The sequence below is a fragment of the Marinomonas flavescens genome, from assembly GCF_004352835.1.
GTDB lineage: Bacteria > Pseudomonadota > Gammaproteobacteria > Pseudomonadales > Marinomonadaceae > Marinomonas > Marinomonas flavescens.
In genome coordinates this window covers 13,848-37,676 of record NZ_SJSB01000012.1, presented here as the reverse complement: position 1 = coordinate 37,676, position 23,829 = coordinate 13,848, and the positions used below count along the sequence as shown (strand labels likewise).

Annotated in this window: 17 protein-coding genes; 6 read left to right on the top strand and 11 right to left on the bottom strand. The window is 43.5% G+C overall.

Features of this window, described 5'->3' with window-relative positions; all coding sequences use genetic code 11:
• Positions 1–69: 69 nt before the first annotated feature.
• The 4 genes from glmM to rlmE all read right to left on the bottom strand — a co-directional run bounded on the left by glmM (position 70) and on the right by rlmE (position 4,927).
• Positions 70–1,404, bottom strand: coding sequence for a phosphoglucosamine mutase (gene glmM / locus E0D70_RS12590; protein ID WP_133012646.1), 1,335 nt, complete (start codon positions 1,402–1,404; stop codon positions 70–72).
• Positions 1,404–2,237: a dihydropteroate synthase gene (gene folP, locus E0D70_RS12585; protein WP_133012645.1), complete on the bottom strand. Its 834-nt coding sequence runs from the start codon at positions 2,235–2,237 to the stop codon at positions 1,404–1,406. The genes glmM and folP overlap by 1 nt, the downstream gene beginning before the upstream one ends.
• A 28-nt stretch (positions 2,238–2,265) precedes the next feature.
• Positions 2,266–4,236, bottom strand: a complete 1,971-nt coding sequence (gene ftsH, locus E0D70_RS12580; RefSeq protein WP_240537123.1) for an ATP-dependent zinc metalloprotease FtsH — start codon at positions 4,234–4,236, stop codon at positions 2,266–2,268.
• A gap of 70 nt (positions 4,237–4,306) precedes the next feature.
• On the bottom strand, positions 4,307–4,927 hold the full coding sequence (gene rlmE, locus E0D70_RS12575; RefSeq protein WP_133012644.1) for a 23S rRNA (uridine(2552)-2'-O)-methyltransferase RlmE: 621 nt from the start codon (positions 4,925–4,927) through the stop codon (positions 4,307–4,309).
• Positions 4,928–5,026: 99 nt separating this feature from the next.
• Here rlmE and E0D70_RS12570 point away from each other — a divergent pair, with 99 nt between their 5' ends.
• Both E0D70_RS12570 and E0D70_RS12565 read left to right on the top strand, forming a co-directional pair.
• Positions 5,027–5,329: a YhbY family RNA-binding protein gene (locus tag E0D70_RS12570; RefSeq protein ID WP_133012643.1), complete on the top strand. Its 303-nt coding sequence runs from the start codon at positions 5,027–5,029 to the stop codon at positions 5,327–5,329.
• A gap of 105 nt (positions 5,330–5,434) precedes the next feature.
• Entirely contained in the window at positions 5,435–6,283 is an 849-nt protein-coding gene (locus tag E0D70_RS12565; protein ID WP_133012642.1) for a hypothetical protein, read from the top strand.
• A gap of 92 nt (positions 6,284–6,375) precedes the next feature.
• On the opposite strand, the gene erpA is transcribed toward E0D70_RS12565, so the two are convergent.
• From erpA to E0D70_RS12545, 4 genes are all read right to left on the bottom strand, one after another.
• A complete protein-coding gene (gene erpA / locus E0D70_RS12560; protein WP_133012641.1) occupies positions 6,376–6,723 on the bottom strand; it encodes an iron-sulfur cluster insertion protein ErpA in 348 nt (115 codons plus the stop codon).
• A 72-nt stretch (positions 6,724–6,795) separates the two neighbouring features.
• The gene (locus tag E0D70_RS12555) at positions 6,796–8,382 is read right to left on the bottom strand and encodes a peptide chain release factor 3 (RefSeq protein ID WP_133012640.1); all 1,587 of its coding nucleotides are present in this window, start codon (positions 8,380–8,382) and stop codon (positions 6,796–6,798) included.
• Positions 8,383–8,573: 191 nt separating this feature from the next.
• Positions 8,574–11,717, bottom strand: a complete 3,144-nt coding sequence (locus E0D70_RS12550) for an efflux RND transporter permease subunit (protein WP_133012639.1) — start codon at positions 11,715–11,717, stop codon at positions 8,574–8,576.
• 12 nt (positions 11,718–11,729) lie between these two features.
• Positions 11,730–12,917 (bottom strand): efflux RND transporter periplasmic adaptor subunit, encoded by a 1,188-nt coding sequence (locus E0D70_RS12545; protein WP_133012638.1) that lies wholly within the window; start codon positions 12,915–12,917, stop codon positions 11,730–11,732.
• Positions 12,918–13,010: 93 nt separating this feature from the next.
• Here E0D70_RS12545 and E0D70_RS12540 point away from each other — a divergent pair, with 93 nt between their 5' ends.
• Positions 13,011–13,580 carry a TetR/AcrR family transcriptional regulator gene (locus tag E0D70_RS12540; RefSeq protein WP_133012637.1) on the top strand — a complete coding sequence of 190 codons (570 nt, stop codon included), beginning with the start codon at positions 13,011–13,013 and terminating at the stop codon, positions 13,578–13,580.
• 29 nt (positions 13,581–13,609) lie between these two features.
• Here E0D70_RS12540 and E0D70_RS12535 read toward each other — a convergent pair whose 3' ends face one another.
• The 3 genes from E0D70_RS12535 to E0D70_RS12525 form a co-directional block, all read right to left on the bottom strand.
• Positions 13,610–14,491 (bottom strand): DMT family transporter, encoded by an 882-nt coding sequence (locus tag E0D70_RS12535; protein ID WP_133012636.1) that lies wholly within the window; start codon positions 14,489–14,491, stop codon positions 13,610–13,612.
• A 204-nt stretch (positions 14,492–14,695) separates the two neighbouring features.
• Positions 14,696–16,021 (bottom strand): Na+/H+ antiporter NhaC family protein, encoded by a 1,326-nt coding sequence (locus E0D70_RS12530; RefSeq protein WP_133012635.1) that lies wholly within the window; start codon positions 16,019–16,021, stop codon positions 14,696–14,698.
• A 254-nt stretch (positions 16,022–16,275) separates the two neighbouring features.
• Positions 16,276–17,463 (bottom strand): FAD-dependent oxidoreductase, encoded by a 1,188-nt coding sequence (locus E0D70_RS12525; protein ID WP_133012720.1) that lies wholly within the window; start codon positions 17,461–17,463, stop codon positions 16,276–16,278.
• Positions 17,464–17,800: 337 nt separating this feature from the next.
• Here E0D70_RS12525 and E0D70_RS12520 point away from each other — a divergent pair, with 337 nt between their 5' ends.
• The 3 genes from E0D70_RS12520 to E0D70_RS12510 all read left to right on the top strand — a co-directional run bounded on the left by E0D70_RS12520 (position 17,801) and on the right by E0D70_RS12510 (position 23,818).
• Positions 17,801–19,195, top strand: coding sequence for a DEAD/DEAH box helicase (locus tag E0D70_RS12520; protein ID WP_133012634.1), 1,395 nt, complete (start codon positions 17,801–17,803; stop codon positions 19,193–19,195).
• A gap of 221 nt (positions 19,196–19,416) precedes the next feature.
• Positions 19,417–22,926 (top strand): ATP-binding protein, encoded by a 3,510-nt coding sequence (locus tag E0D70_RS12515; RefSeq protein WP_133012633.1) that lies wholly within the window; start codon positions 19,417–19,419, stop codon positions 22,924–22,926.
• Positions 22,913–23,818: a response regulator gene (locus E0D70_RS12510; RefSeq protein ID WP_133012632.1), complete on the top strand. Its 906-nt coding sequence runs from the start codon at positions 22,913–22,915 to the stop codon at positions 23,816–23,818. The genes E0D70_RS12515 and E0D70_RS12510 overlap by 14 nt, the downstream gene beginning before the upstream one ends.
• The last annotated feature ends 11 nt before the right edge of the window (positions 23,819–23,829 follow it).

The following is a 23,829-nucleotide window of genomic DNA, read 5'->3' as shown; positions in this document are numbered from 1 at the left end:
GAATGGAGCGCATTGTTTCAAGCATTTATTTTTACCATAGAAAAAAACACAACAGATAAGCAAACTACACTACTGAGAGACGACCGCATTCACTTCCGCCACCAAATAGTCTATTAGCTCATCAACTGTTTCATCATCACGCCCTTCAACCATTACTCGAATCAAAGGCTCAGTGCCAGATGCCCTAAGCAGCACTCGACCTAGACCATTTAAGCGCTCATTCGCAACAGCAACAGCTTTTTGCAAAGATGGAATTTCAGTGGGTACAAAACGCTTTTCTACTCGTATATTTTTCAGTTTTTGAGGAAACTTCACCAACCCCTTCAATAACTGCTCAAGCGTTTTCTCTTCTTCAATCATTGCTCTAAGCACTTGCAGTGCCGCAATAATACCATCGCCTGTTGTCGTGATAGACCGACAAACAATGTGCCCTGATGGTTCCCCACCTAACACCCAGCCATGTTGAACCAGCTTTTCATTAACATAACGATCGCCAACAGCAGCCCGACTAAAGCCTATGCCACTTTCCGAAAAAGCCAATTCAAGACCAAAGTTACTCATCAAGGTGCCAACAACACCACCACTGAAACGGCCAGTTTGCATTAAATGATTAGCGATAACATACAAAATATCATCACCATCGCGAACCACACCGTTATGGTCAACCAAAATCAATCGATCGCCATCACCATCCAGTGCAATACCAATATCTGCTTTCTCAGCCAATACAGTTTCACGCAGAAGCTCAGGCTTAGTTGCGCCACTCACTTCATTAATATTAAGCCCATCAGGACTAATACCAATAGCCACAACATCCGCGCCTAGCTCAGAAAATACGCGTGGTGCAACGTGGTATGTTGCGCCATCCGCACAATCAACCACAATTTTTAAGCCACTAAGCTGAAGGCCAATCGGAAAAGTGCCTTTACAATATTCAATGTATCGCCCAGCCGCATCTTCAATGCGTCTAGCTCGACCAATTAAACTAGACTCAACCACTTCCATTGGCTGTTCTAGAAAGTACTCAATCCGTTCTTCTATCTCATCAGAAATTTTTCCACCTTCAGCAGAAAAAAACTTGATACCATTATCTGTATAAGGATTATGAGAAGCACTGATAACAATCCCAGCACTGGCACGAAAAGTTCGTGTTAAATAAGCAATCGCCGGCGTAGGCATAGGACCAACCAAACGAACATCCGCACCAGCAGCAACAATGCCAGCCTCCAATGCAGATTCAAACATATAGCCAGAAATACGAGTGTCTTTACCGATAAGGATTTTCTTATCATTCTCTTTAAATACTTGACCTGCAGCCCAGCCAAGTTTCAACATAAATTCAGGTGTAATCGGCGCTTTGCCTACTTTACCTCGAATACCATCTGTACCAAAATACTTACGCATTAGCTCTCCCTCTCTATTCTGTACATCAATTCCAACATTTCGACATGAGGCTTCACATCATGAACCCTAAAAATACGAGCGCCTTGCGAGTAAGTTGAAGCATTCGCCCCCATAGACCCATAAAGGCGATTTTCAACAGAGGCACCCAGCACATCCCCTATCATGGTTTTTCGAGATAGCCCTATCAATACTGGGAACCCTTTCCTTGCAAAATCAACGGTATGATTCAATAACGTGAGATTGTGCTCCAAAGACTTTCCAAAACCAACACCTGGATCTAGGATAAGCTTATCTCGATGAATACCAGCAACTTCACACGCAGCAACGCGAGCCATTAAGTACGCAGCAACTTCATCGACCACGGAGTCATACACAAGGTCATTCTGCATAGTTCCTGGACTGCCTTTCATATGCATGAGGCAGACAGGCAAACCCGCTTGAGCAGCAGCGTCAATAGCTCCCTCTCGCTCTAATGCACGAACATCATTAATAAGACCCGCACCTAAACGCGCAGAACAAGTCATCACGCTTGGCGTACTAGTATCAACCGAAACAACAACATCAAAACGTTGCTTTATAGCCTCGACAACAGGAAGCACACGATCCATTTCCTCCTGAACAGAAATGGGAGTTGCACCAGGACGTGTAGACTCGCCACCCACATCAATAAAGCTGGCACCCTCGGAGATCATCTTACCAGTTTGCTGCAATGCTAAATCTAAGGAATTATAAGAACCGCCATCCGAAAAGGAGTCGGGTGTTACATTAAGTATCCCCATCACATGAGGAAGAGACAGGTCGAGAGACCTGCCTCCAAAGTTCATAACAGACATGAATTATCCGAAGAAGATAACGAGTAAGTTAAGACTCACCCGTTGTTTTAGGAGAAACTTCATTTGCTTGGTTTAGTGAAGCATCTAAATCATCACTTTTTTCAGCGTCATCAGCTTCTGCTACCGGCTCTTTTTTATCTAAATCTTTATCTGGTGAATTACCACTAGAGTCAGACCAACCTTCCGGTGGAGACGGTTTTTTACCATCCATTATTTCTTTAATTTGCTTCGCATCAATTGTTTCATAATGCATCAAAGCTTCAGCCATCACTTCCAATTTATCGCGATTATCATTCAATATTTGCGTTGATTTAGAATAACAGCGAGTAATAATATCTTGAACTTCAGCGTCAATTATTTTGCCCGTTTCAGGAGAAAAGTAATTAGCTTTGCTTCCTGTAGGACCTGAAATATAACCACCACTGTTATCATCTTCTTCGTATGCGAATGGACCCAGCTTTTCAGATAAGCCCCATTTCGTAACCATATTTCGCGCAATGCTTGTTGCCCGCTCAATATCGTTCGACGCACCAGTAGAAACACCATCAAAACCATGGATAATTTCTTCCGCAATACGACCGCCATACAAACTACAAACTTGGCTTTCAAGACCTGTCTTACTCACGCTGTATTTGTCTTCTTCTGGCAAATACATAGTCACACCTAAGGCGCGACCACGAGGAATAATGGACACTTTATAGACAGGATCATGCTCAGGCATTAAATAACCAATAATAGTATGGCCTGCTTCATGATAAGCCGTATTTAGCTTCTCTTTCTCATTCATCACCATGGTTTTACGCTCTGCGCCCATGAGAATTTTATCTTTCGCTAATTCCAGCTGCTCCATATTCACCAAACGGCGATTAGAACGGGCTGCAAACAACGCTGCTTCATTGACTAAGTTAGCCAAATCCGCACCAGAGAAACCTGGTGTACCACGTGCAATATTTTTTGGCTCAACATCATCATCACAAGGCACTTTACGCAAATGCACTTTAAGGATTTGTTCACGACCACGAATATCAGGTAAGCCCACTTGCACCTGGCGATCAAAACGACCAGGACGAAGCAACGCAGGATCTAGCACGTCAGGGCGGTTAGTCGCCGCAATAACGATAATACCCTCATTACCTTCAAAACCATCCATTTCAACCAATAGTTGGTTCAATGTTTGTTCGCGCTCATCGTTACCGCCGCCCATACCGGAACCACGATTTCGACCCACCGCATCAATTTCATCTATAAAGATGATGCAAGGAGCATGTTTCTTCGCTTGTTCAAACATGTCACGCACACGAGATGCACCAACACCAACAAACATTTCAACAAAGTCAGAACCAGAAATAGTAAAGAAAGGTACTTTTGCTTCACCCGCAATGGCTTTAGCAAGCAATGTTTTACCCGTACCTGGAGGACCACTCATCAAGATACCACGAGGAATTTTACCACCCAAACGCTGGAACTTGCTTGGCTCTCTCAAGAAATCAACCAATTCTTCGGTGTCTTCTTTTGCTTCATCACAACCGGCAACATCCGCAAAGGTTGTCTTAATTTGGTCTTCTGGCAACAAACGAGCCTTTGACTTACCAAAGGACATCGGGCCGCCTTTTCCACCGCCGCCGCCTTGCATTTGGCGCATAAAGAACATGAAAATAGCCAAAATCAACAAAATAGGAAAACTAGCAATCAGCAATTGAGTCCAAATGCTTCGACTTTCAGGCATTTTACCTTCAACAACAACCTTATTGCTTAACATGTCATCCATGATTTTAGGATCTGACGCCGCTGGGCGAACAGTTTCATAAGTATCACCGCTAGTTCGTGTTCCGCTGATGGTGTAACCATCAACTACCGCTTTTGCAATACGGCCATCATGAACTTCTTTAACAAATTCAGAATAAGCAATTCGTTTTGTATCAGATTTCGTATCAAAATTGTTGAATACGGTTAACAGCACAGCTGCAATAACCAACCACAACAGTATATTTTTTAGCATATCGTTCAAGAGCACACCTCTAAACGGTTATATTTGATGTTTCTAGTATACAGTACCAGAACACGCTTAATTAACCTTTGTATTGTCTTCCTAGTAAATAAACTTCGCGGCTACGAGCTCGCGATGCTTCCGGTTTTCGTGTTACAACGCTCGCAAACTGCGCACGCATAGCCTTGAGATATTCATCAAAACCCTCTCCTTGAAACACTTTCACCAAGAAGTTCCCGCCGGGACGCAACACTTGCCCCGCCATATCCAAAGCCAGTTCAACAAGATACATGGCTTGAGGCTGATCAGACGCACTATTACCACTCATATTGGGGGCCATATCTGAAATTACAAGATCTGCTTTCTCATCTCCCATTTCAGCCAAAATTGCTTCGTAAACCTCTTGCTCAGTAAAATCTCCCTGTATAAAGGTAACACCCGGTAAAGGTGACATTTCTAAAATATCAGACGCCACCACAGTACCGTTATCTCCAACCAGCTTTGCGGCGACTTGAGACCAGCCACCAGGCGCCGCACCTAAATCAACCACTCGGATAGCCGAACGAAATAATTTGTCTTTATCGTTTATCTCTATCAGCTTATAACTTGCTCTAGAGCGATAACCATCTTGTTGGGATTTTTTGACATACGGATCGTCAAAATGTTCCTTCATCCAATTATTGCTACTTTTTGATCTTGCCACGTTTTCATCATACCTAAATCAGTCAATATTCCGCTATAATATCGCTTAACCTCTAAAGCCTCCAATAAAGAGGGTTAACTAATATGAGAAAATTTTACTATGAGTCTGACAAACGCACAAAAAAAGCAATATCGCTTAATTGGTCACGCCCTTAACCCTGTTGTCATGATCGCAGGAAATGGCTTAACGGAATCTGTATTAACCGAGATAGACCGCGCCCTAGAAGATCACGAGCTGATCAAAATACGCATTAGCGTCATGGATCGTGAAGTAAGAACAGCACTGATTGCCGAAATCAGCAAAATCATGAAATGTGAAGTAGTTCAAACGATTGGTAAAGTGGCACTTTTTTACCGAGCGGCTTTAGAAGCAAATCCAAAACTTTCCAACTTGCTTCGTTAAGACAATATAGTGAAATAGCCGAACTGTTTAAAAAATAGGCTATTTCACTAAACTCTTCTTAAAACGAGCCGATATCCTTTTACACCTTAGTAAAGGATACATTCCATGCTATTTATAGAAGCTTTAAATAGAGCTGGCGCTCAACCTACTACAGCAAAACATCCAAGCAAGGTGAAAAACCGTCCTTTTAGTGCGTCTAATGACTCCGTGGATTTAAGCCCTGAAGCTCATGAAGTAAAAGAAATCCACCTAGACAGCCATCAAAAATCCCCCTTAACAGCGTCGTCCAGTATTTTCGCCAACCTTATTGAACACATTCTCAACCACATTTTAAATGAAAAACTTCTCATTCTATCGCCTGAAGAACTTAATATAGAGCACAAAGAATGGCAGATATTTTTACAAGTCCCACCAAGCAAAATCCAAACGGACTGTGCGCAACCAGACACAAGCAGCTATCAAGAACCTGAAATCAAAAAAAAGCCTCCACCTAAGCAATTGAAATTCCATATCCCCGTAAAGCCTACCTATGGAAACACTGTCGATATGACTGTGGTGCTATCTGCACACCAAGGCTCACCAGAAGTCCCTGCTATATTTTTTCTCTTACCAAAAGAAAACACATTGCCATTACTTAGAACGCCCTACACTCCTGAGTTCATTAGCCAACAGGTGACTTACTACCACATCCTATTGGATCAAGATGGCGAGCCAGATCAATTATCAAACTTATACCCCCTTCTCACACCACCACCCTCTGAAGAAGACATAAAAACACCTAACATCTTTGGATTAAGACTATGGAGAGTTCAAGGTGCAACACTTAAACCCGTTGTACTTGGTGATAAAAAAATAGGGCTTTTATACACTGGCCATTACCATCCGCTAGACGGCAACTCTGATGCTTTACAAGATAACGGTAAAAAAGCAAATTACCTCTACACAAAAGCATAGTTTTCTTAAAAACAGAACGGTTAACTCAGAACAAAAAAACCAATAAAAAAGGCCCTTCAAATGAAGAGCCTTTTTAAAATTCCAACATCAGTCTAGATGCTAAAACTTGCGCCACAACCACAAGTCGATGTCGCATTAGGGTTCTGAACGGTAAATCGAGAACCTTCTAGATTTTCTTTATAATCGACTTCTGAGCCAACTAGATATTGAAAGCTCAATGGGTCCACCACTAAGCTCACACCATCACGCTTAACTTCCGTATCGTCTTCTTGATGTTCTTCATCAAACGTAAAACCATACTGAAAGCCAGAACAACCTCCACCCGTCACGTAAACCCGCAACATAAGTCGATCATTTTCTTCTTCTTCAATCAGAGTTTGCAACTTAGCTGCCGCCGCCGAAGTAAACTCGATGGGATTTGCTGATTCAACAACACTCATTTTGATACCACTAAACCTAATTTAAGAATAATCAAATTATCCTCTTATCCTAGTAAAATAGTCAAGTATTGATCAATGCTCTCGCGTTGCACGGAACGACACATCTGGCCACTTCTCTTCGGCCATCATTAAATTCACCCGTGTTGGCGCTAAATACGTAAGGTGGCCACCGCCATCTATCGCCAAATTGTCTCGACATTTATTTTTAAATTCTTCAAATTTCTTTGGATCTTCACAATCAACCCAGCGCGCACTGTTTACGTTTACCGCTTCGTAGATACATTCAACTTTATATTCATCTTTCAAACGATAAGCCACTACTTCATATTGCAGCTGACCTACCGCACCTACGATCAGTTCATTATTTCGCTGTGGCATAAACAACTGAGTAGAACCTTCTTCTGAAAGCTGCTGCAAACCTTTCTGTAAGGCTTTCATTTTCATCGGATCTTTTAATCGAACACGACGAAAAAGTTCTGGGGCAAAGTGCGGAATACCAGTGAATTTAAGATCTTCACCTTCCGTAAAAGTATCACCGATCTGAATCGTACCGTGGTTATGTAAACCAATAATATCGCCAGAAAAGGCTTCTTCAACCCCTTCCCGATCGCCCGCTGTAAAAGATACGGCATCGGTAATTTTAATGTCTTTGCCCAGGCGACAATGACGCATTTTCATACCACGACTATAAGTACCCGAACAGACTCGCATAAACGCAATACGGTCACGATGCTTCGGGTCCATATTGGCTTGGATTTTAAAGATAAACCCTGAGAACTTTTCGTCCAATGCATCAACATTACGTGAATTAGTATCACGACCAATTGGAGATGGCGCCCACTCGACAAAGCCATCTAACATTTCACGAACGCCAAAGTTAGACAAAGCCGTACCAAAAAATACAGGGGTGAGCTCACCATCTAAATAGGCTTGCTGATCGAATTCATGGCTAGCTCCGCGAACTAATTCCACTTCATCAACATAAGCAGCCCACTCATCGCCAAGTAGTTCTTTCGCTTCGTCAGACTGCAAACCCTTGATTTGAATATCATCAGTTAACGTATGACCACGGCCACGAACAAAAACATGAATAGTATCGGTATAGAGGTTATAAACCCCCTTAAAGAAAGTACTCATACCAATTGGCCAAGTAATCGGTGCCGCGGCAATTTTTAGTACCGCTTCAACTTCATCAAGCAAATCAATTGGATCACGAATATCACGGTCCATTTTATTGATAAAGGTTAAAATAGGCGTGTCGCGCAGACGACAAACATCCATCAACTTAATTGTCCGATCCTCAACACCTTTTGCGCCATCAATGATCATCAATACAGAGTCAACGGCGGTTAACGTACGGTAAGTATCTTCCGAAAAGTCTTCGTGTCCAGGCGTGTCTAATAAATTAACAATACGGTCTTTGTAAGGAAACTGCATAACAGATGAGGTAATGGAAATACCACGCTGTTGCTCCATCGCCATCCAGTCAGAGGTGGCATGCTTATCGCCTTTACGACCCTTGACCGAGCCTGCTGTTTGAATAAGCTGACCAAGCAGAAGTAACTTTTCTGTGATCGTTGTTTTACCAGCATCAGGGTGAGAGATGATAGCGAAAGTCCGACGTTCATTGACTTTATTTATAAATTCTTGATTCGACATTATGTGTTTGTTCTTCTATTGCGTACACACGCTTTACTCCGAGAAACGGGCCATGCGTGGTACTGATATTTGAAATTTGCGAAATTATACCGAATCCTTTGCTTGCTGTAATTTTTTTTAAACAATCACGCCAACACAAAGAAGGAGCCTTAAGGCCCCTTCTATAAATAACCAATCAATTTAATCGTTAATTAATGTTGATCTGAGGATTCAGCTACCTCCGAAACGCCTGTTAATTCACCCTTTCTTTTTGAAAAAACACGACGAACCAAAACGAAAAACAATGGTACGAAGAAAATAGCCAGAATAGTAGCCGTTAAGGTACCACCAACAATACCCGAACCAATTGATACTCGACTGTTCGCACCTGCTCCAGAAGAGACAGCCAACGGTAAGGTACCTACAATAAAGGCCATGGACGTCATAATTATGGGACGCAAACGCAAACGAGCACCCTCTTTTGCTGCCTCCCAAACTGTCGCACCACGCATATAAGCCGCCTCAGCAAACTCAACAATCAATATGGCATTTTTGGACGATAACCCTATTGTTGTTAGCAACGCGACCTGAAAGTAAACATCATTTTCCAGTCCTCTAAAGTGCGCAGCAAGCACGGCACCGATTACACCTAAAGGTATAACCAAGATCACAGAGAACGGTACCGTCCAACTTTCATACAGAGCAGCCAAACATAGGAATACAACCAGAATAGAGATGCTATACAAAGCCAGTGATTGACCACTCGATTGCTGCTCTTGGAAGGACAAACCACTCCATGACCCTGACGTTCCCGGCAATTGACTCGCGATTTTTTGAATTTCATCCATTGCTTGTCCAGAACTCACACCTGGCGAACCACTACCTTGAATCTCATAGGAAGCAAGACCATTAAATCGTGACAAACTTTTCGCACCGTACGTCCATTGTGAGGTAGAGAAAGCAGAGAAGGGTGTCATTGTGTTATCAGCACCACGGACATACCAACTATTTAGATCGTCAGGTGAAGAACGGTATTTAGCATCGCCTTCAACATAAACCTTTTTCACTCGACCACGATCAATAAAGTCATTCACATAACTCCCCGCCCAGGCGGAGCTTAATGTTGCACTAATATCAGCAAGTGATAACCCAAGTGCAGAAGCTTTATCTTTATCTACATCAATATACAGTTGTGGCGCTTCAGATTGACCACCTAGACGAACGCCTGATAATAGCTTACTAGCATTCCCGTCTTGCAGTAATTTATCTCGCATTTTCAACAAAGTAGCGCGATCAGTATTGCCCGACGCCTGTAATTGAAAAGTGAAACCGTTGCTTTGTCCAAGGCCTCGAATCGAAGGAGGTAACAAAGAAAAGATTCGCGCATCACGAATTTTACCTAATGCAGCATACGAACGACCAACAATAGCGCTGGCACTATCTGCAGGATTCTGACGCTCAGACCAATCTTTCAAAGCAACAAAAGCAAGACCTGCATTTTGCCCCGTTCCCATGAAGTTGAATCCAGAAATAGTAAAGACGTGTTTCACATCTTTTTTCTCTGTCACCATGAAGTGATGCTCAACATCGCGCATCACTACGTTAGTACGATTCAGTGACGCGCCTTCTGGTAAGGACACCATGACTATTACGTAACCTTGGTCTTCAACTGGTAAAAAGCCCGTCGGCATTTTAGCCATCAAAAAGCCTAGACCAGCAACAAGAATTGCATAAGCAATCATCCAACGAACTGGACGATTAATAAGACGCCCTACGTGGTGTGTGTATGAATTTGTCACTCGGTCAAAGTTGCGGTTAAAGAACCCTGCTAACCCTTTGGTACTAGCGGAGTGCTTAGGCTTCAGCAAACTTGCACATAGAGCAGGTGTTAACGTTAAAGCCACTAGCACAGACAGAGCCATTGACGACACTATCGTAATAGAGAACTGACGATAAATAACCCCTGTCGAACCACTAAAGAAAGCCATTGGAAGAAATACGGCCGCCAATACGATCGCAATACCAATTAGTGCACTGGTAATTTCTTTCATCGACTTAATCGTCGCTTCCTTGGGCGAGAGTCCATCCTCTTCCATCACCCTCTCTACGTTTTCCACGACCACAATGGCATCATCCACCAGCAATCCGATCGAGAGCACCATACCGAACATCGTCAGTACGTTTATCGAATAGCCAAATAGATTTAAAACACCAAATGTCCCCAATAGAACAACAGGAACCGCGATCGCAGGAATAAGAGTTGCGCGCCAATTTTGCAGGAACACAAACATGATGATAACAACAAGAACTATTGCTTCAAATAAGGTCTTAACAACCTCTTCAATAGAGTCCTCGATGAAGGTTGTGGTATCTACTGGATAAGCCAGTTTGTAGCCTGCAGGAAGTGTGTCTTCAAGATCACTCATCACCTTCTTAACACCTTCTGAAGTAGAAAGTGCATTCGCTCCAGGCGACAACATAACAGCAATACCTGAGGCAGGATGGCCGTCTAGACGAGGAATAAAGTTATAAGATTCGCTTCCTATCTCAACTTTAGCAACGTCTTTCAAGCGCACGGTTGCACCTGTTGATTGATGCGTTAGGATGATGTTTTGAAACTCTTTAACCGTCTGCATTTTAGATTGTGCGGTTACCGTAACATTTAGCTCTTGCCCACTGACTGAAGGGCGACTACCAATATTACCACCAGCAATCTGTGTATTTTGAGCTTTAATTGCGTTAATAATATCGCTTGGCATCAACTTATAAGAAGCCAATTTTAAAGGATCCAGCCAAACTCTCATCGCATACTGAGAGCCAAATACTTGAATATCACCAACACCATTTGTTCGAGAAACAGGGTCTTGAACAGTCGATGCTAAATAGTCAGATATGTCGCTTGCAGTGTGCTTGTCTGTTTGGTCATAAATCGCTACAACCATTAAGAAATCAGAGTTCGCCTTCCTGACAGTCACGCCATTATCTTGCACCGATTGAGGCAAACGAGAGATAACTTCCTGAACTTTATTTTGCACTTGCACTTGTGCAATATCAGCATCCGTACCTTGTTTGAAGGTGACGGTAATTTTGGTAGTACCATTAGAATCACTAGAGGAAGAAAAGTATAACAAGCCATCTAGACCTGTTAGCTTTTCCTCAATCACTTGCGTAACACTGTTTTCTACCGCTTGCGCAGACGCTCCGCTGTACTTTGTTGAGATATTAATTGAAGGTGGTGCAACGTTAGGATACTGAGCAACTGGAAGCGTCATGATAGACGCTATCCCTGCCAGCATTATCACAATAGAAATTACCCAAGCAAAAACAGGGCGATTGACGAAAAAACGAGCCAACATAGACAGTTACCCTTAATTTGAAGACGATGTTTCTGAAGTGTTCATTTCTTTCATCGTGTCTGTTTTAGTATCAAACTGAAGCTGTGTGACAGATACCATACTACCCGGACGAATTTTAGAAGAACCTTCAACAATCACCTTGTCACCTTCTTTTAGTCCAGAAGTAACAAGCCATTGATTCCCAATAGCTCGACTTGTTTTCAATTGATGCTCTTCAACTTTGCCTTCTTTATTGACCACATAAGCAATAGGAAGACCTTTAACGTCGCGTAACACTCCTTGCTGTGGCACGAGCAAAGCAGCACTGTCTACGGCCTCATTCACCTCACCGCGAACAAACATGCCCGGCAGCAACTTATTATCTGGATTAGGGAATTCAGCGCGAAGCGTGACACTACCGGTAGATTCATCTACATTCAATTCTCGTGTTTTGAGAATGCCTTGATGGCCATAAGTAGAACCATCTTCTAATATCAACGATACTTTCCCATCGCCCTCTGTGATATTTGGCGTGGTTAGCAAATTACGCTGTTTAAGCTGATCTAGACTGGTTTGAGATAAATCCACATAGACAGGGTCCAAGGAACGTACTGTGGTCAAAGCATTTGCCTGACTTGCCGTAACCAAAGCCCCTACCGTGACTTTAGAAATACCGATACGTCCCGCTATTGGAGAACGTATTTTTGTATAATCCAAGTTGATTTTAGCGCTCTCTACAGAGGCTTCCGCTTTTTTCTTGCCAGCAGCCGCTTCTAAATAGGTAGCGTAAACATTGTCCAGATCCGATTGAGAAACATTGTTTTGCTTACGCAATGCTTTATAACGATCATAGGTCAACTGCGCAGACTTAAGGCTAGCTTTTGCCGAATCTAAACCCGCTTGCGCTTGGTTATAAGTAGATACGTAAGTTGAATCATCTAATTGGTAAAGAGGCTCACCCTCTTTCACATCCTGCCCTTCTTTAAAGAGGCGTTTTTTAATAATCCCGCTCACTTGAGGGCGAATTTCGGCAACAAGACTCGATGCTGCTCTACCAGGTAACTCTGTGGTAAGTACCACTTTTTGAGGTTTAATAACAACAACACCAACAGCCACTTTTGGCGCTGGAGCAGAAGCTGAAGCAGTAGGTGCCTGCTTCTCACAGCCAGCAAGAAGCATGATCAAAATTACGCCTGAGGCATATTTGAATTTAGACAACATCGAGGATTTATCCTTTAAGTACATTGAGAATGATCGTTCATTATCACTATAATCGAACACAAGAAACCGTTATACAAACAAAAGTGCAAATAAATGAGAACTAACTGCATCCAGAAAAATATGGAATATCGCCAGCGCATTATTGATGCACTGAAAAAACACGCTATCGAAAAAGGCTTCCATAAAGCCAGCATGAATGAAATTGCAAAATCTGCTGAGCTCAGTGTTGGCCAGATCTACCGCTATTTTGCACACAAAGATGACATTATTTGTGCCGTGGTTGAACAAACTACATTGCGCCATATCGAGTGCATGTCTAACTTCTTGAATAAAGACAATTGGCTTGCTCGTCATTTCTCGGAAAACGATCGAGAACAGCACGATATATTCATCATCAATATGGAAGTCCAAGCCGAAGCCGCTCGCAATAGCGTCATTGCAGATATATGCCATAAATCACATCAAGAATTACAAGGCAAAGCGGTTGATATCATGCAAGAACGATACCCAAATATGAGCAAAGAAGAAATTATTGCTCGCATCGAAATGCTCGTCACAATAGCTGAAGGGCTTTTCGTAAGATGGGACTATCAAAAACGCCCTTTTTCGAAAGTCACTATTGAACTCTACGACACTATACTAGAGAACATCTTACCTGATTAGAAAAGGATCCACATACAAGATATAACTTTTTAAGATGGCGTAAAAATCGCCCTAATCTGTGTCCATCGGCTGATTAACATCGCAAGAAAAATCAAGCCACAGCCCACAAGCTGAAATAATGACATGGCCTCAGAAAACCAAAGCGCAGCAAAAAAAGCAGTCCAAACAGGCTCAAGATTCATGATTACTGCTGCATGACTCGTAGGCGTTAGACTTTGCCCATAGGTTTGTAATAAAAAACGCAAACTCGTGGCAATCAAAGTGCTTGCTAAAAACCATCCAGCAACACCGATTGATATACTCACTGGCAAGCTTTCAGTAAATAGAGATAAGGCAAGCAAAAAAGCGCCTGCTACCATCAGCTGAATTGCCGTCAGAACCAAAACGTGAATACGCGTAGAGAGTTTAGAAAGTAGATTAAACTGCAAAGCAAATGTTAAGGCTGACCCTAGAAACAATAGCTGCGCGACTTCGTAACTCACACCATTGCCTAATGCCAAAAACCCCAACCCTAATATAGCGACAGGCAGAGCAACCCAAATGCTTTTTGGCGGATGATCTTTGAAAATAAACCGACCAAATACTGGTACTAACACCACACCTAAACTAGTGATAAAGGCGCCTACGCCTAAATTAGACGCCTTATCCAGTCCACTAATCCAGAACGCCATGGCGACCCCCATCACCACACCAACAAGTATCGCCTTTTTGACATCATGCCAAGCTAAACCACTAAAAAAGCGACGCCCTGCCAGAACTAAAACAAAGCCTGCAATTAAAAAGCGCGCGCCCATGAAAAAAAGCGGAGGCAACCCCGCCAATGCTTCTTTAGAAAAAATCCAACCTAATCCAGCTAAGACAGTGACAGATACCAATATTAATTCGGCTTTTAAGTGCGTTCCTTGTTTCAATTTAAGTCCTTTATGGCTAATTGTTAGCGATCAAGATCTATGCTTTGACTTACCTCATCAGCAGTCATTTTCTTTAGAGCAAAAGCATAACGAATAACGATACACCTATACATCCCCCTTCCCTTCAAATAAACAATAAAAAGCCCACTTTGAAAAATACACAAAGTGGGCTGTTAAACCTGTAATGCTCCAGTTATGAGTGTATTACTTTGCCAATTTCGCTCCAACTTTAGGCCAACGGAATAAAATAGACAGCAATGCAAAAACGCCTAATAACCAACTGTATTGCACATACCCCACCAATGACAAAGGAGACACCTTAGCCAATGAAGAAGCCAATAGAATTTGTGCGCCGTATGGTAAAACACCTTGCGTCACACATGAAAATATATCCAATAAACTAGCACTACGGCGAGGGTCTACGTTATAACGAGTGGAAATATCTTTTGCCACCGAACCATTAATCAAAATGGATACCGTATTATTAGCCGTGCATAAGTTAGTTAATGCTACAGAAGCACTAATACTCAACTCACCAGCCCGAGTCGAACCCGGTTTCGCACCAAAAAAGTGACTGATTTTTTCAATGGCAGAAACCAGCCAATCTAATCCACCTTGGGCTTTCATCAAAGCACCTAGACCACCAATGAACAAAGACAGGATTAAGATTTCTTGCATGCTGCTATAGCCGGAGTAAATATCTTTTGACCAGGTTGCAAGCGTATAACCGTCTTGCATCGTCAAGCCAATACCACCCGCTAGAATAATGCCACTAAACAAAACCAGCATGACATTTACGCCGGCCACGGCCAAACCTAATACCGCAACATAAGGCAAAACTCGAATCAAATCATAATCAAGTGGACCGGTAATTTGAGCAGAACTGCTTTGAAAATACAGCCAAAGCAATGTCAAAATAGCGGCCGGCAACGCAATCTTAAAATTCATTTTGAATTTATCGCGCATATCACAGCCCTGAGTACGGGTCGCTGCAATAGTAGTGTCAGAAATAATCGACAAGTTATCACCAAACATAGCACCACCAATCACAGTACCGACAGTGAGTAGCATAGGCAAGTCAGCTGTTCCTGCTACACCAATAGCAATTGGAGCAATGGCTGCAATGGTCCCCATGGACGTTCCCATAGACGTCGCAACAAAGGCTGCAATAACGAAAATACCAGGCAATACCAACGATGGCGGAACAACACTCAAACCAAAGTTCACCGTCGCATCAACACCACCGACGGCTTTCGCAACACTGGCAAAAGCACCCGCCAGCAAATAAATCAAAACCATGGTGGTAATGGTGTTATCTCCAACACCATTAATAAATGTTTCTATGCGTTTATTAAGAACACCTTTACCTAACAAAATAGCGAGCGCAATCGCAGGTAAAATGGCGACGGGCGCCGAAATTTGATAAAAAGCATAATCTACATCATGCGATTGATACCAAAGGCCGCTACCAACGAAAAGCACGAGAAAAAGCACTAGAGGCAAAAGCGCTAGTGGGGTTTTAGAAGTCATAATGTCTGTTGTTTCCAGATTAGATAATGTCCTCACAGCATTGACCGTGAGGTTAAGATTAGAAAGGCGGCGATGATAATGAATATTGTTACAAGAGGCCAATAACCATTTGTACTTTATTTGCTACAAAACATTATAACTGGCAGTAAAGAAGCATAAGATTTTATGATAAATAGTTATTAAAAGCTTGGGCAGCAATAACCTTATCGCTAATACTGGGCATAGATACTTGGTTAAATACTGAGCTGGTAACGCTAAATTAACACCTTAGTAATATCGTACCCATAGACAGGATCCAATTTAGCCTGAATGATACGCGGTGAAAGTCGTGAGGCTATTTTTACTGCGTTGAGTTTCATTCGCCCAAATGCACCACCATGCATATGATATAAGGCGGCATTGTCTTTAGACATCTTTTGGATGTTCGTTGCTCTTGGTTTACGCAACAACTCGTAACGATCTAACGCGTCTAAGACACTATATTTAACAAGCAGTTGGCTTAATGCATAAGCATCTTCAATCGCCATAGCCGCCCCTTGCGCCATAAATGGCAACATAGGGTGACAAGCATCCCCCAACAACACAACTCGCCCTTGATGCCAGGCAGGCAGTTCATCGCGACCATTCAAAGCCCAAAGAAAAGTACTTTTTGCATGGTCAAGTAACTGACTTACTTCAGGGTGCCAGCCAGCAAATGCGGTTTTCAGCTCCTCTACATCGCCCTCTTCACGCCAAGACTCTTGGTGCCAATCTTCTCGCTCTTCTACTGCGACAAAATTCACCAACTCACCGCCACGTAAATAGTAAGTAACAAAATGACGATTCGGACCAACCCAAACACACGCATCCGGTTGAATATGAACATCGTTAAGCTCACTCGCAGGAATAACGCCGCGCCACGCCACCTGTTTCATAAAAGTGGGGGATTCTTTACCTAACATCTGCTCTCGTATAACAGAACGAATGCCATCGGCGCCTATCAATAAGTCTGCACTGTGTTCTGATTTATCCGCCAAGGTCAGCGTCACTTGGTCACCGTTCTCTGCATAACGCTCTACACTGGCATCCAGTAATACTTCAACACCAAGATCTTCACAGGCCAAAATTAACACCTTGTGTAAGTCAGCTCGATGTAAATGCCAATACGGTGCGCTATATCGTGCTTCTGACGTCTTGCCCAATGGACTTTTTAAATAATACTCACCCGTTTTAAAATCTCGCATACAAGCATGTTGTGGCACAAAGGCATAAGGACGTAACTTGTCTTCTAAACCAAACTGTCGCAACACCTTCATGGCATTAGGACTCATTTGTAAACCGGCGCCCACTTCACCAATTTTCTTCGCCTGTTCAAACACAGTAATCTTGAAACCCGCAGTAGCAAGCGCCAATGCAGCACTCAATCCACCAATCCCTGCCCCAACAATGGCGATATGATTCATTTTATTCACTCAGTTTGTCCTATGCTTGTATAAATCGCGCTGCCTATAATAACCAAGATACTAGCGACTTTCAGAGAAAATGCCTTGCGTCTGATCATAGCAAGGCTTAAGAAGTCAAAATAACGATAGCGATAGCGATAGCCACATAGTGATGATGCCATTACTTCTTCGCACAGCACGTCTTGCGGTTAATGCTTTGCGTTTTTTTACACGCATAAGACGTTCTAAACGCCTACAACATAGCATGTACTGGGGATATAAGGTAAGCTCCACATTATATACGCACAGCCTGATTTACTCGCTTCGCACCCCCCTTTTTTAATAAATGAGAACACCTATGAGTTTCAACGCCCTTGGGCTATCTGCCCCCATCCTAAAAGCCATTGAAGAGCAAGGTTATACCACGCCTTCAGCTATTCAAGCTCAAGCCATTCCAGCCATATTGGACGGCCAAGATGTGATGGCCGCAGCCCAAACGGGTACGGGTAAAACGGCCGGTTTTACCTTGCCTTTACTCGAGCGCTTAAGCCAAGGCGAACCAGCAACAGGTAATCAAGTACGTACGCTTATCTTAACGCCTACACGAGAATTGGCCGCTCAAGTAGCTGCCAGCGTTCAGGATTACGGCAAACACCTTCCTCTTAAATCTACCGTTGTTTTTGGTGGCGTTAAAATCAATCCACAAATGATGGCACTGCGCCGCGGAGCAGACATTCTGATCGCGACGCCGGGCCGTCTGATGGACTTATTCAATCAACGAGCAGTGAGATTCGACAAACTAGAAATCTTAGTATTAGACGAAGCTGACCGCATGTTGGACATGGGCTTTATCCATGACATCAAAAAAATCTTGTCCGTGTTACCTAAAAAACGCCAAAACCTGCTTTTCTCAGCGACGTTCTCCCCAGAGATCCGTCAACTTGCTAAAGGTCTGGTAAACAACCCTATTGAGATTTCAGTGACGCCAAGAAACGCGACTGCCGTTTCTGTTGAACAGTGGCTTCACCCAGTCGATAAAAAACGTAAAACTGAATTATTGATTGAGCTAATAAACGAGGGTAAATGGGAACAAGTATTAGTTTTCTCTCGTACCAAACACGGCGCAAACAAAATAACAAAACTGCTTGAAGCCAGCGGCATTCGCGCTAGTGCCATTCACGGTAATAAGAGCCAAGGCGCACGTACTCGCGCTCTATCTGACTTTAAAAATGGCCGTGTAAGAGCCCTAGTTGCAACAGACATTGCCGCTCGTGGTCTTGATATCGAACAGCTTCCTCACGTTGTCAACTTTGACTTACCAGATGTGGCAGAAGATTACGTGCATCGTATAGGTCGTACTGGCCGTGCAGGCGCAACAGGTAAAGCTATTTCTTTGGTTGCAGCAGATGAGCTAGATCAACTTAGAGCCATTGAGCGTCTAACACAAAAACTGATCGAACGTCGTTATGTGGATGATTTCATGCCAACACACATGTTGCCTGACACAACACTGGATAATCGACCAATCAAATCAAACAAGCCGAAAAGATCAAGCCCACCGCGTGGCGATCAGCGTTCAGGCCAAGCAGCAAAACCAAAGCAACATACGGCTGGATCTGCTAAATTTTCTGGCGCTCGTCGTACTAGCAACGCTAACGCACCAAAAGCAGACGTAACACAGGGTCAAGGAATGCGCAGCAAGCCATTAGCGCCTGCTCGTCGCAACCGTAAACCAAGCCCAGCTCAAGACTAACTGCTCTAAATCGTGTCACCATGATAAAAATGGTGGCACGATGTCTGCAAGATTCCCTCATATCTACCGTTTTTACGGGTCTATCAGTGTGTTTACATTAAAACATTGTCTTTAATGTCGCTTTCTCACCACTAGAGATACTGCATTGGTGCGCCCAAAATCTATTTTGCACCATTTTAATGCATAGCGTTAACGCCATTCACTGTCCTGTCGAGATACGTATGCCTGTTTCACAAAAGATTTTTAAAGTCCGCCGCCACTACAATAAATGGGTTGCCGACCAGACTCTCGAAGACTTTGCATTACGCTATACCTCAAAACAAACACATACCATGAGTATTGAGCGTGTCGCTAATACCGCCCTAGGAGCCACCGCCTTTCTGGCATTGGAAGGGTTAGCCGCAGTAATAACACTTAACTACGGTTTTACTAATTCAATCGCGGCTATCTTTGCCGTTTTACTGGTGTTTTTTGTGACGGGTTTTCCGATCGCATACTATTCTGCCAAACACGGTCTAGACATTGATCTACTGACTCGCGGCGCTGGCTTTGGTTATTTAGGCTCCACGATAACCTCTTTGATTTATGCCACCTTTACCTTCATCTTTTTTGCTATTGAAGCGGCGATTCTTGCCTCTGCACTCGAAGTCCTTTTCAATATTCCTTTAGGCATTGGGTATGCCCTTTCTGCGGTGTTTGTCATACCGATTGTGACCCATGGTATTCGTGCAATCAGCCGCTTCCAATGGATCACTCAATATATTTGGCTGGCGCTGCAATTAACCGCCTTGCTCGTGGTGGTACTGAATGAATACGATCACTTCCAAGCTTGGACGGAATATACCGTCCCAGACTTACCCAGCAGTGGTAACTTTAATGTCATGTTATTTGGTGCCGCGGCTTCTATGCTCTTTGCCTTGATGGGACAAATAGGCGAACAAGTCGATTACCTTCGATTTATGCCTGAAAAAACAGAGGAAAATAAAAAACGCTGGTGGTTTTGGCTTATTGTGGCGGGACCGGGCTGGGTTTTTATGGGCGGTATCAAAATGCTACTGGGGTCGTTTCTCGCGTTTCTCGCGTTTTCAAATGGCGCATCCTTTGAGCAGGCAGCAGACCCAACTCATATGTACCAAGGCGTGTTTGAATTTTTAACAAATTCACCCATTCTTGCCCTAATCATGGCCGCCATCATGGTATTTATCTGCCAAATGAAAATAAACCTAACCAATGCTTATGCAGGCTCTATTGCTTGGTCGAACTTTTTTTCACGACTGACCCATAGCCACCCCGGCCGAGTCGTCTGGTTAGTGTTTAATGTCACCATTGCTCTACTCCTAATGGAACTCGGTATTTACCGAGCGCTAGAAGCCGTGTTGGGGGTCTTTGCTATTGCGGCCGTAAGCTGGCTAGGCTGCTTGTCTGCCGACTTATTAATAAACAAACCGCTAAAACTAAGCCCGGATTATGTCGAGTTCAAACGCGCCCATCTTTACGACATTAACCCTGTCGGCACGGGCTCAATGCTGATTGCAACAATTCTAGGTTTAATCAGTTATTTAGGTGTTTTTGGCGAAGAGATGAAAGCCCTCTGCCATTTTGTCAGCCTAGCAACGTGTTTTGTCTGCGTACCGTTAATTGCATGGCTCACCAAAGGAAAATATTACTTAGCAAGGCAATCTCCTGAGCTAGTCCCCCTTATTGAACTCGAAGCCTGTCAACATCCTACCATCACTTATAAAGTGTTAACCTGCGGCATTTGTGAAAATACCTTTGAAGTCGCAGACATGAGCTACTGCCCCGCTTACCAACAACCCATTTGCTCCTTATGCTGCTCGTTGGATGTACGATGCCTAGACAGTTGTAAACCCCACGCTCGTATTAGCCAACAAAGCATCTCGTTTCAAAGGATGTTCTTACCGAAAAAAGCAGTACGTTTGATCAACTCCCGCTTAGGTCGATTCATAACCTTGCTGGCGGTTATTAATGTCATCAACGCCGCTTTAATGGCGCTTATTTATCGGCAAATGGCACCACAAACTATCTCTGAAATAGCCCTGCTAAATCAAACCATGTGGACGCTGTTTTTTACTCTACTCATCGTCTCTGGAGTACTTTCTTGGCTGTTTTTACTCGCCCATGAAAGTCGAGTCGTGGCGCAAAAAGAATCCAACCGCCAAACACGAAAGCTCACCCGTGAAATTGACGCTCACCAAGAAACCGACAAAGCACTGCAATCTGCAAAGGAGTTAGCGGAGCGCTCTAATGCCGCTAAAAGTCGCTATTTAACCGGCATTAGCCACGAATTAAGAACCCCATTACAATCTATTATTGGCTACGCTCAGCTGCTATCCGATAAAGACGAAATGCCACCTCAACACAAACACGGCTTGGATATTATCCAGCGCAGTGGAGAATATTTAGCGGATTTAATTGAAGGGTTATTGGATATTTCAAAAATCGAAGCGGGGCGTTTAGACCTTTATCGCAACACCGTAGATTTGCCTGCTTTAATAGAACAGCTTTGTAATATGTTCTCTATGCAAGCAACCAGCAAAGGCATTCAATTTCAGAGCCACATTCTAGACCCGCTACCACAATCCGTCATGACTGACGAAAAGCGGCTACGACAAATCCTGATCAACGTATTATCTAATGCGATAAAATACACCAAAACAGGCCGTGTCGACTTCTCAATCCGTTACCGAAATCAAGTCGCTGAATTTGTGATTAAAGACTCAGGCCCTGGTATACCGGAGAATCAAATGGCTCGAATCTTTGACCCATTTGAACGCGTTCGTAATGCTGATACGGCTAATTTACCCGGCACAGGATTAGGCCTCACCATCGTAAAATTACTCACCGAAATAATGGGAGGAGATTTACAGGCAAAAAGCGTCGTGGGTGAAGGCAGTGAATTTAAAGTGAGCCTCATGCTTCCTTGGGTCAATAAAGAAACCAAAAGAGAAAGTACGCTACAACGAGTGATTGGGTATCATGGCTTCCAAAGAAAGCTCTTTGTCGTAGACGATGACCCTGTGGTGCGAGGTCTACTGTCAGACATACTAGTCCCTCTTAATTTCATCACCTATGAAGCCTATGATGCTCAGCATTGCTTGTCGCAATTAGCCGATGTGACGCCTGACCTTTTTATACTGGATATTTCCATGCCAGGAATGAACGGCTTAGAACTGGCAAAAACCTTGCGACAACGAGGCATTAAAGCACCGATTATCATGCTATCTGCCGATGCCCAAGAACAGCATCGCCAACCGGATGAAAAAGCCGCCTTTGACGATTATTTAGTAAAACCCGTGAACAATCAGATTCTATTAGAAAAAATTGCGGCCAATATCGATGTCGATTGGGTCTATCAATCACACAAACAACACACCAGCGCGCCAATAGAACAGCCTACAAAAATAGTACAGATATTTACGCCAGAACAAACAGTACCCGCCTCCAGCGATAAATTCATCGTGCCAGACCATGAGCTATTGCGTGAATTAATGGCCTTTGCCGAAATGGGGTATAAAAAAGGCGTCGGCACCACCTTGCAGAAAATATCAGAACTCAAACTACTTCCTGATAAAAACCAACAGACACTAGAGCAATTTTACAGAGCATTCCAGTTCGACTTACTGGCAGAGTACCTAGAAAAAAACAGCACAAGCGCAGCAATGAAAAACGCTCAATTGCTGAAGGAGAATAACAATCATGATTCAAACTAAAAACGATATTGTATTAGTTGTGGACGATTCTGCTGATGCATTGAGTCTTATTAACGACACACTAGAAGCTGCGAACATGGATGTATTAGTGGCTTTGGAAGGTAAACAAGCCCTAACCATTGCTAAACGCATTCGCCCAGACATCATCTTACTCGATGCCATCATGCCTAATATGGACGGTTTTGAAACCTGCAAAGCCTTAAAAGCAGACGCAAACCTTGCCTCTATTCCTGTGATTTTTATGACCGGACTAAGCGATACCGATGACGTGGTGCGAGGCCTAGAGGTCGGTGGTGTGGATTACCTCACTAAACCCATTAAGCCCAGCGAATTACTCGCCCGCATGAAAGTACACCTTAACAATGCTCGCCTCACCAGCAGCGCACACTTGGCGCTCGACAGTACTGGCCAACACTTAATGACCGTCTCTGACGATGGGGACATTATGTGGGCCACACCGCAAACATATGCTCTGTTAGCCAAAGCCCGAGCCTCTACCGAATGGCAGCACCAAGAACTAACACAACAACTTAAACAATGGCTTGCACGGCTACCTGAAATAGAAAGCGGCCTACCGTTAACCGGTTTAGATTATCCTCTGTCGGTAAAAATAGTCAGTGCGAAACAAGGACAAGAGCGATTGCTCAAGCTAGAGGATGGACGACGCCCTACCGGTCCCAACTTGTTAAAACAAGAATTGAAACTCACAGAACGCGAGTCAGAAGTATTGAACTGGTTAGCGAATGGCAAAACCAACAGAGACATTGCCCAAATATTGGAAATGAGCCCTAGAACAGTCAACAAACATCTGGAACAAATTTTTCCCAAATTAGGCGTAGAAAACCGTACAGCCGCAGCGGGAGTGGCATTAAAAATACTGGCTAATGCCTAAAACTGCCACCA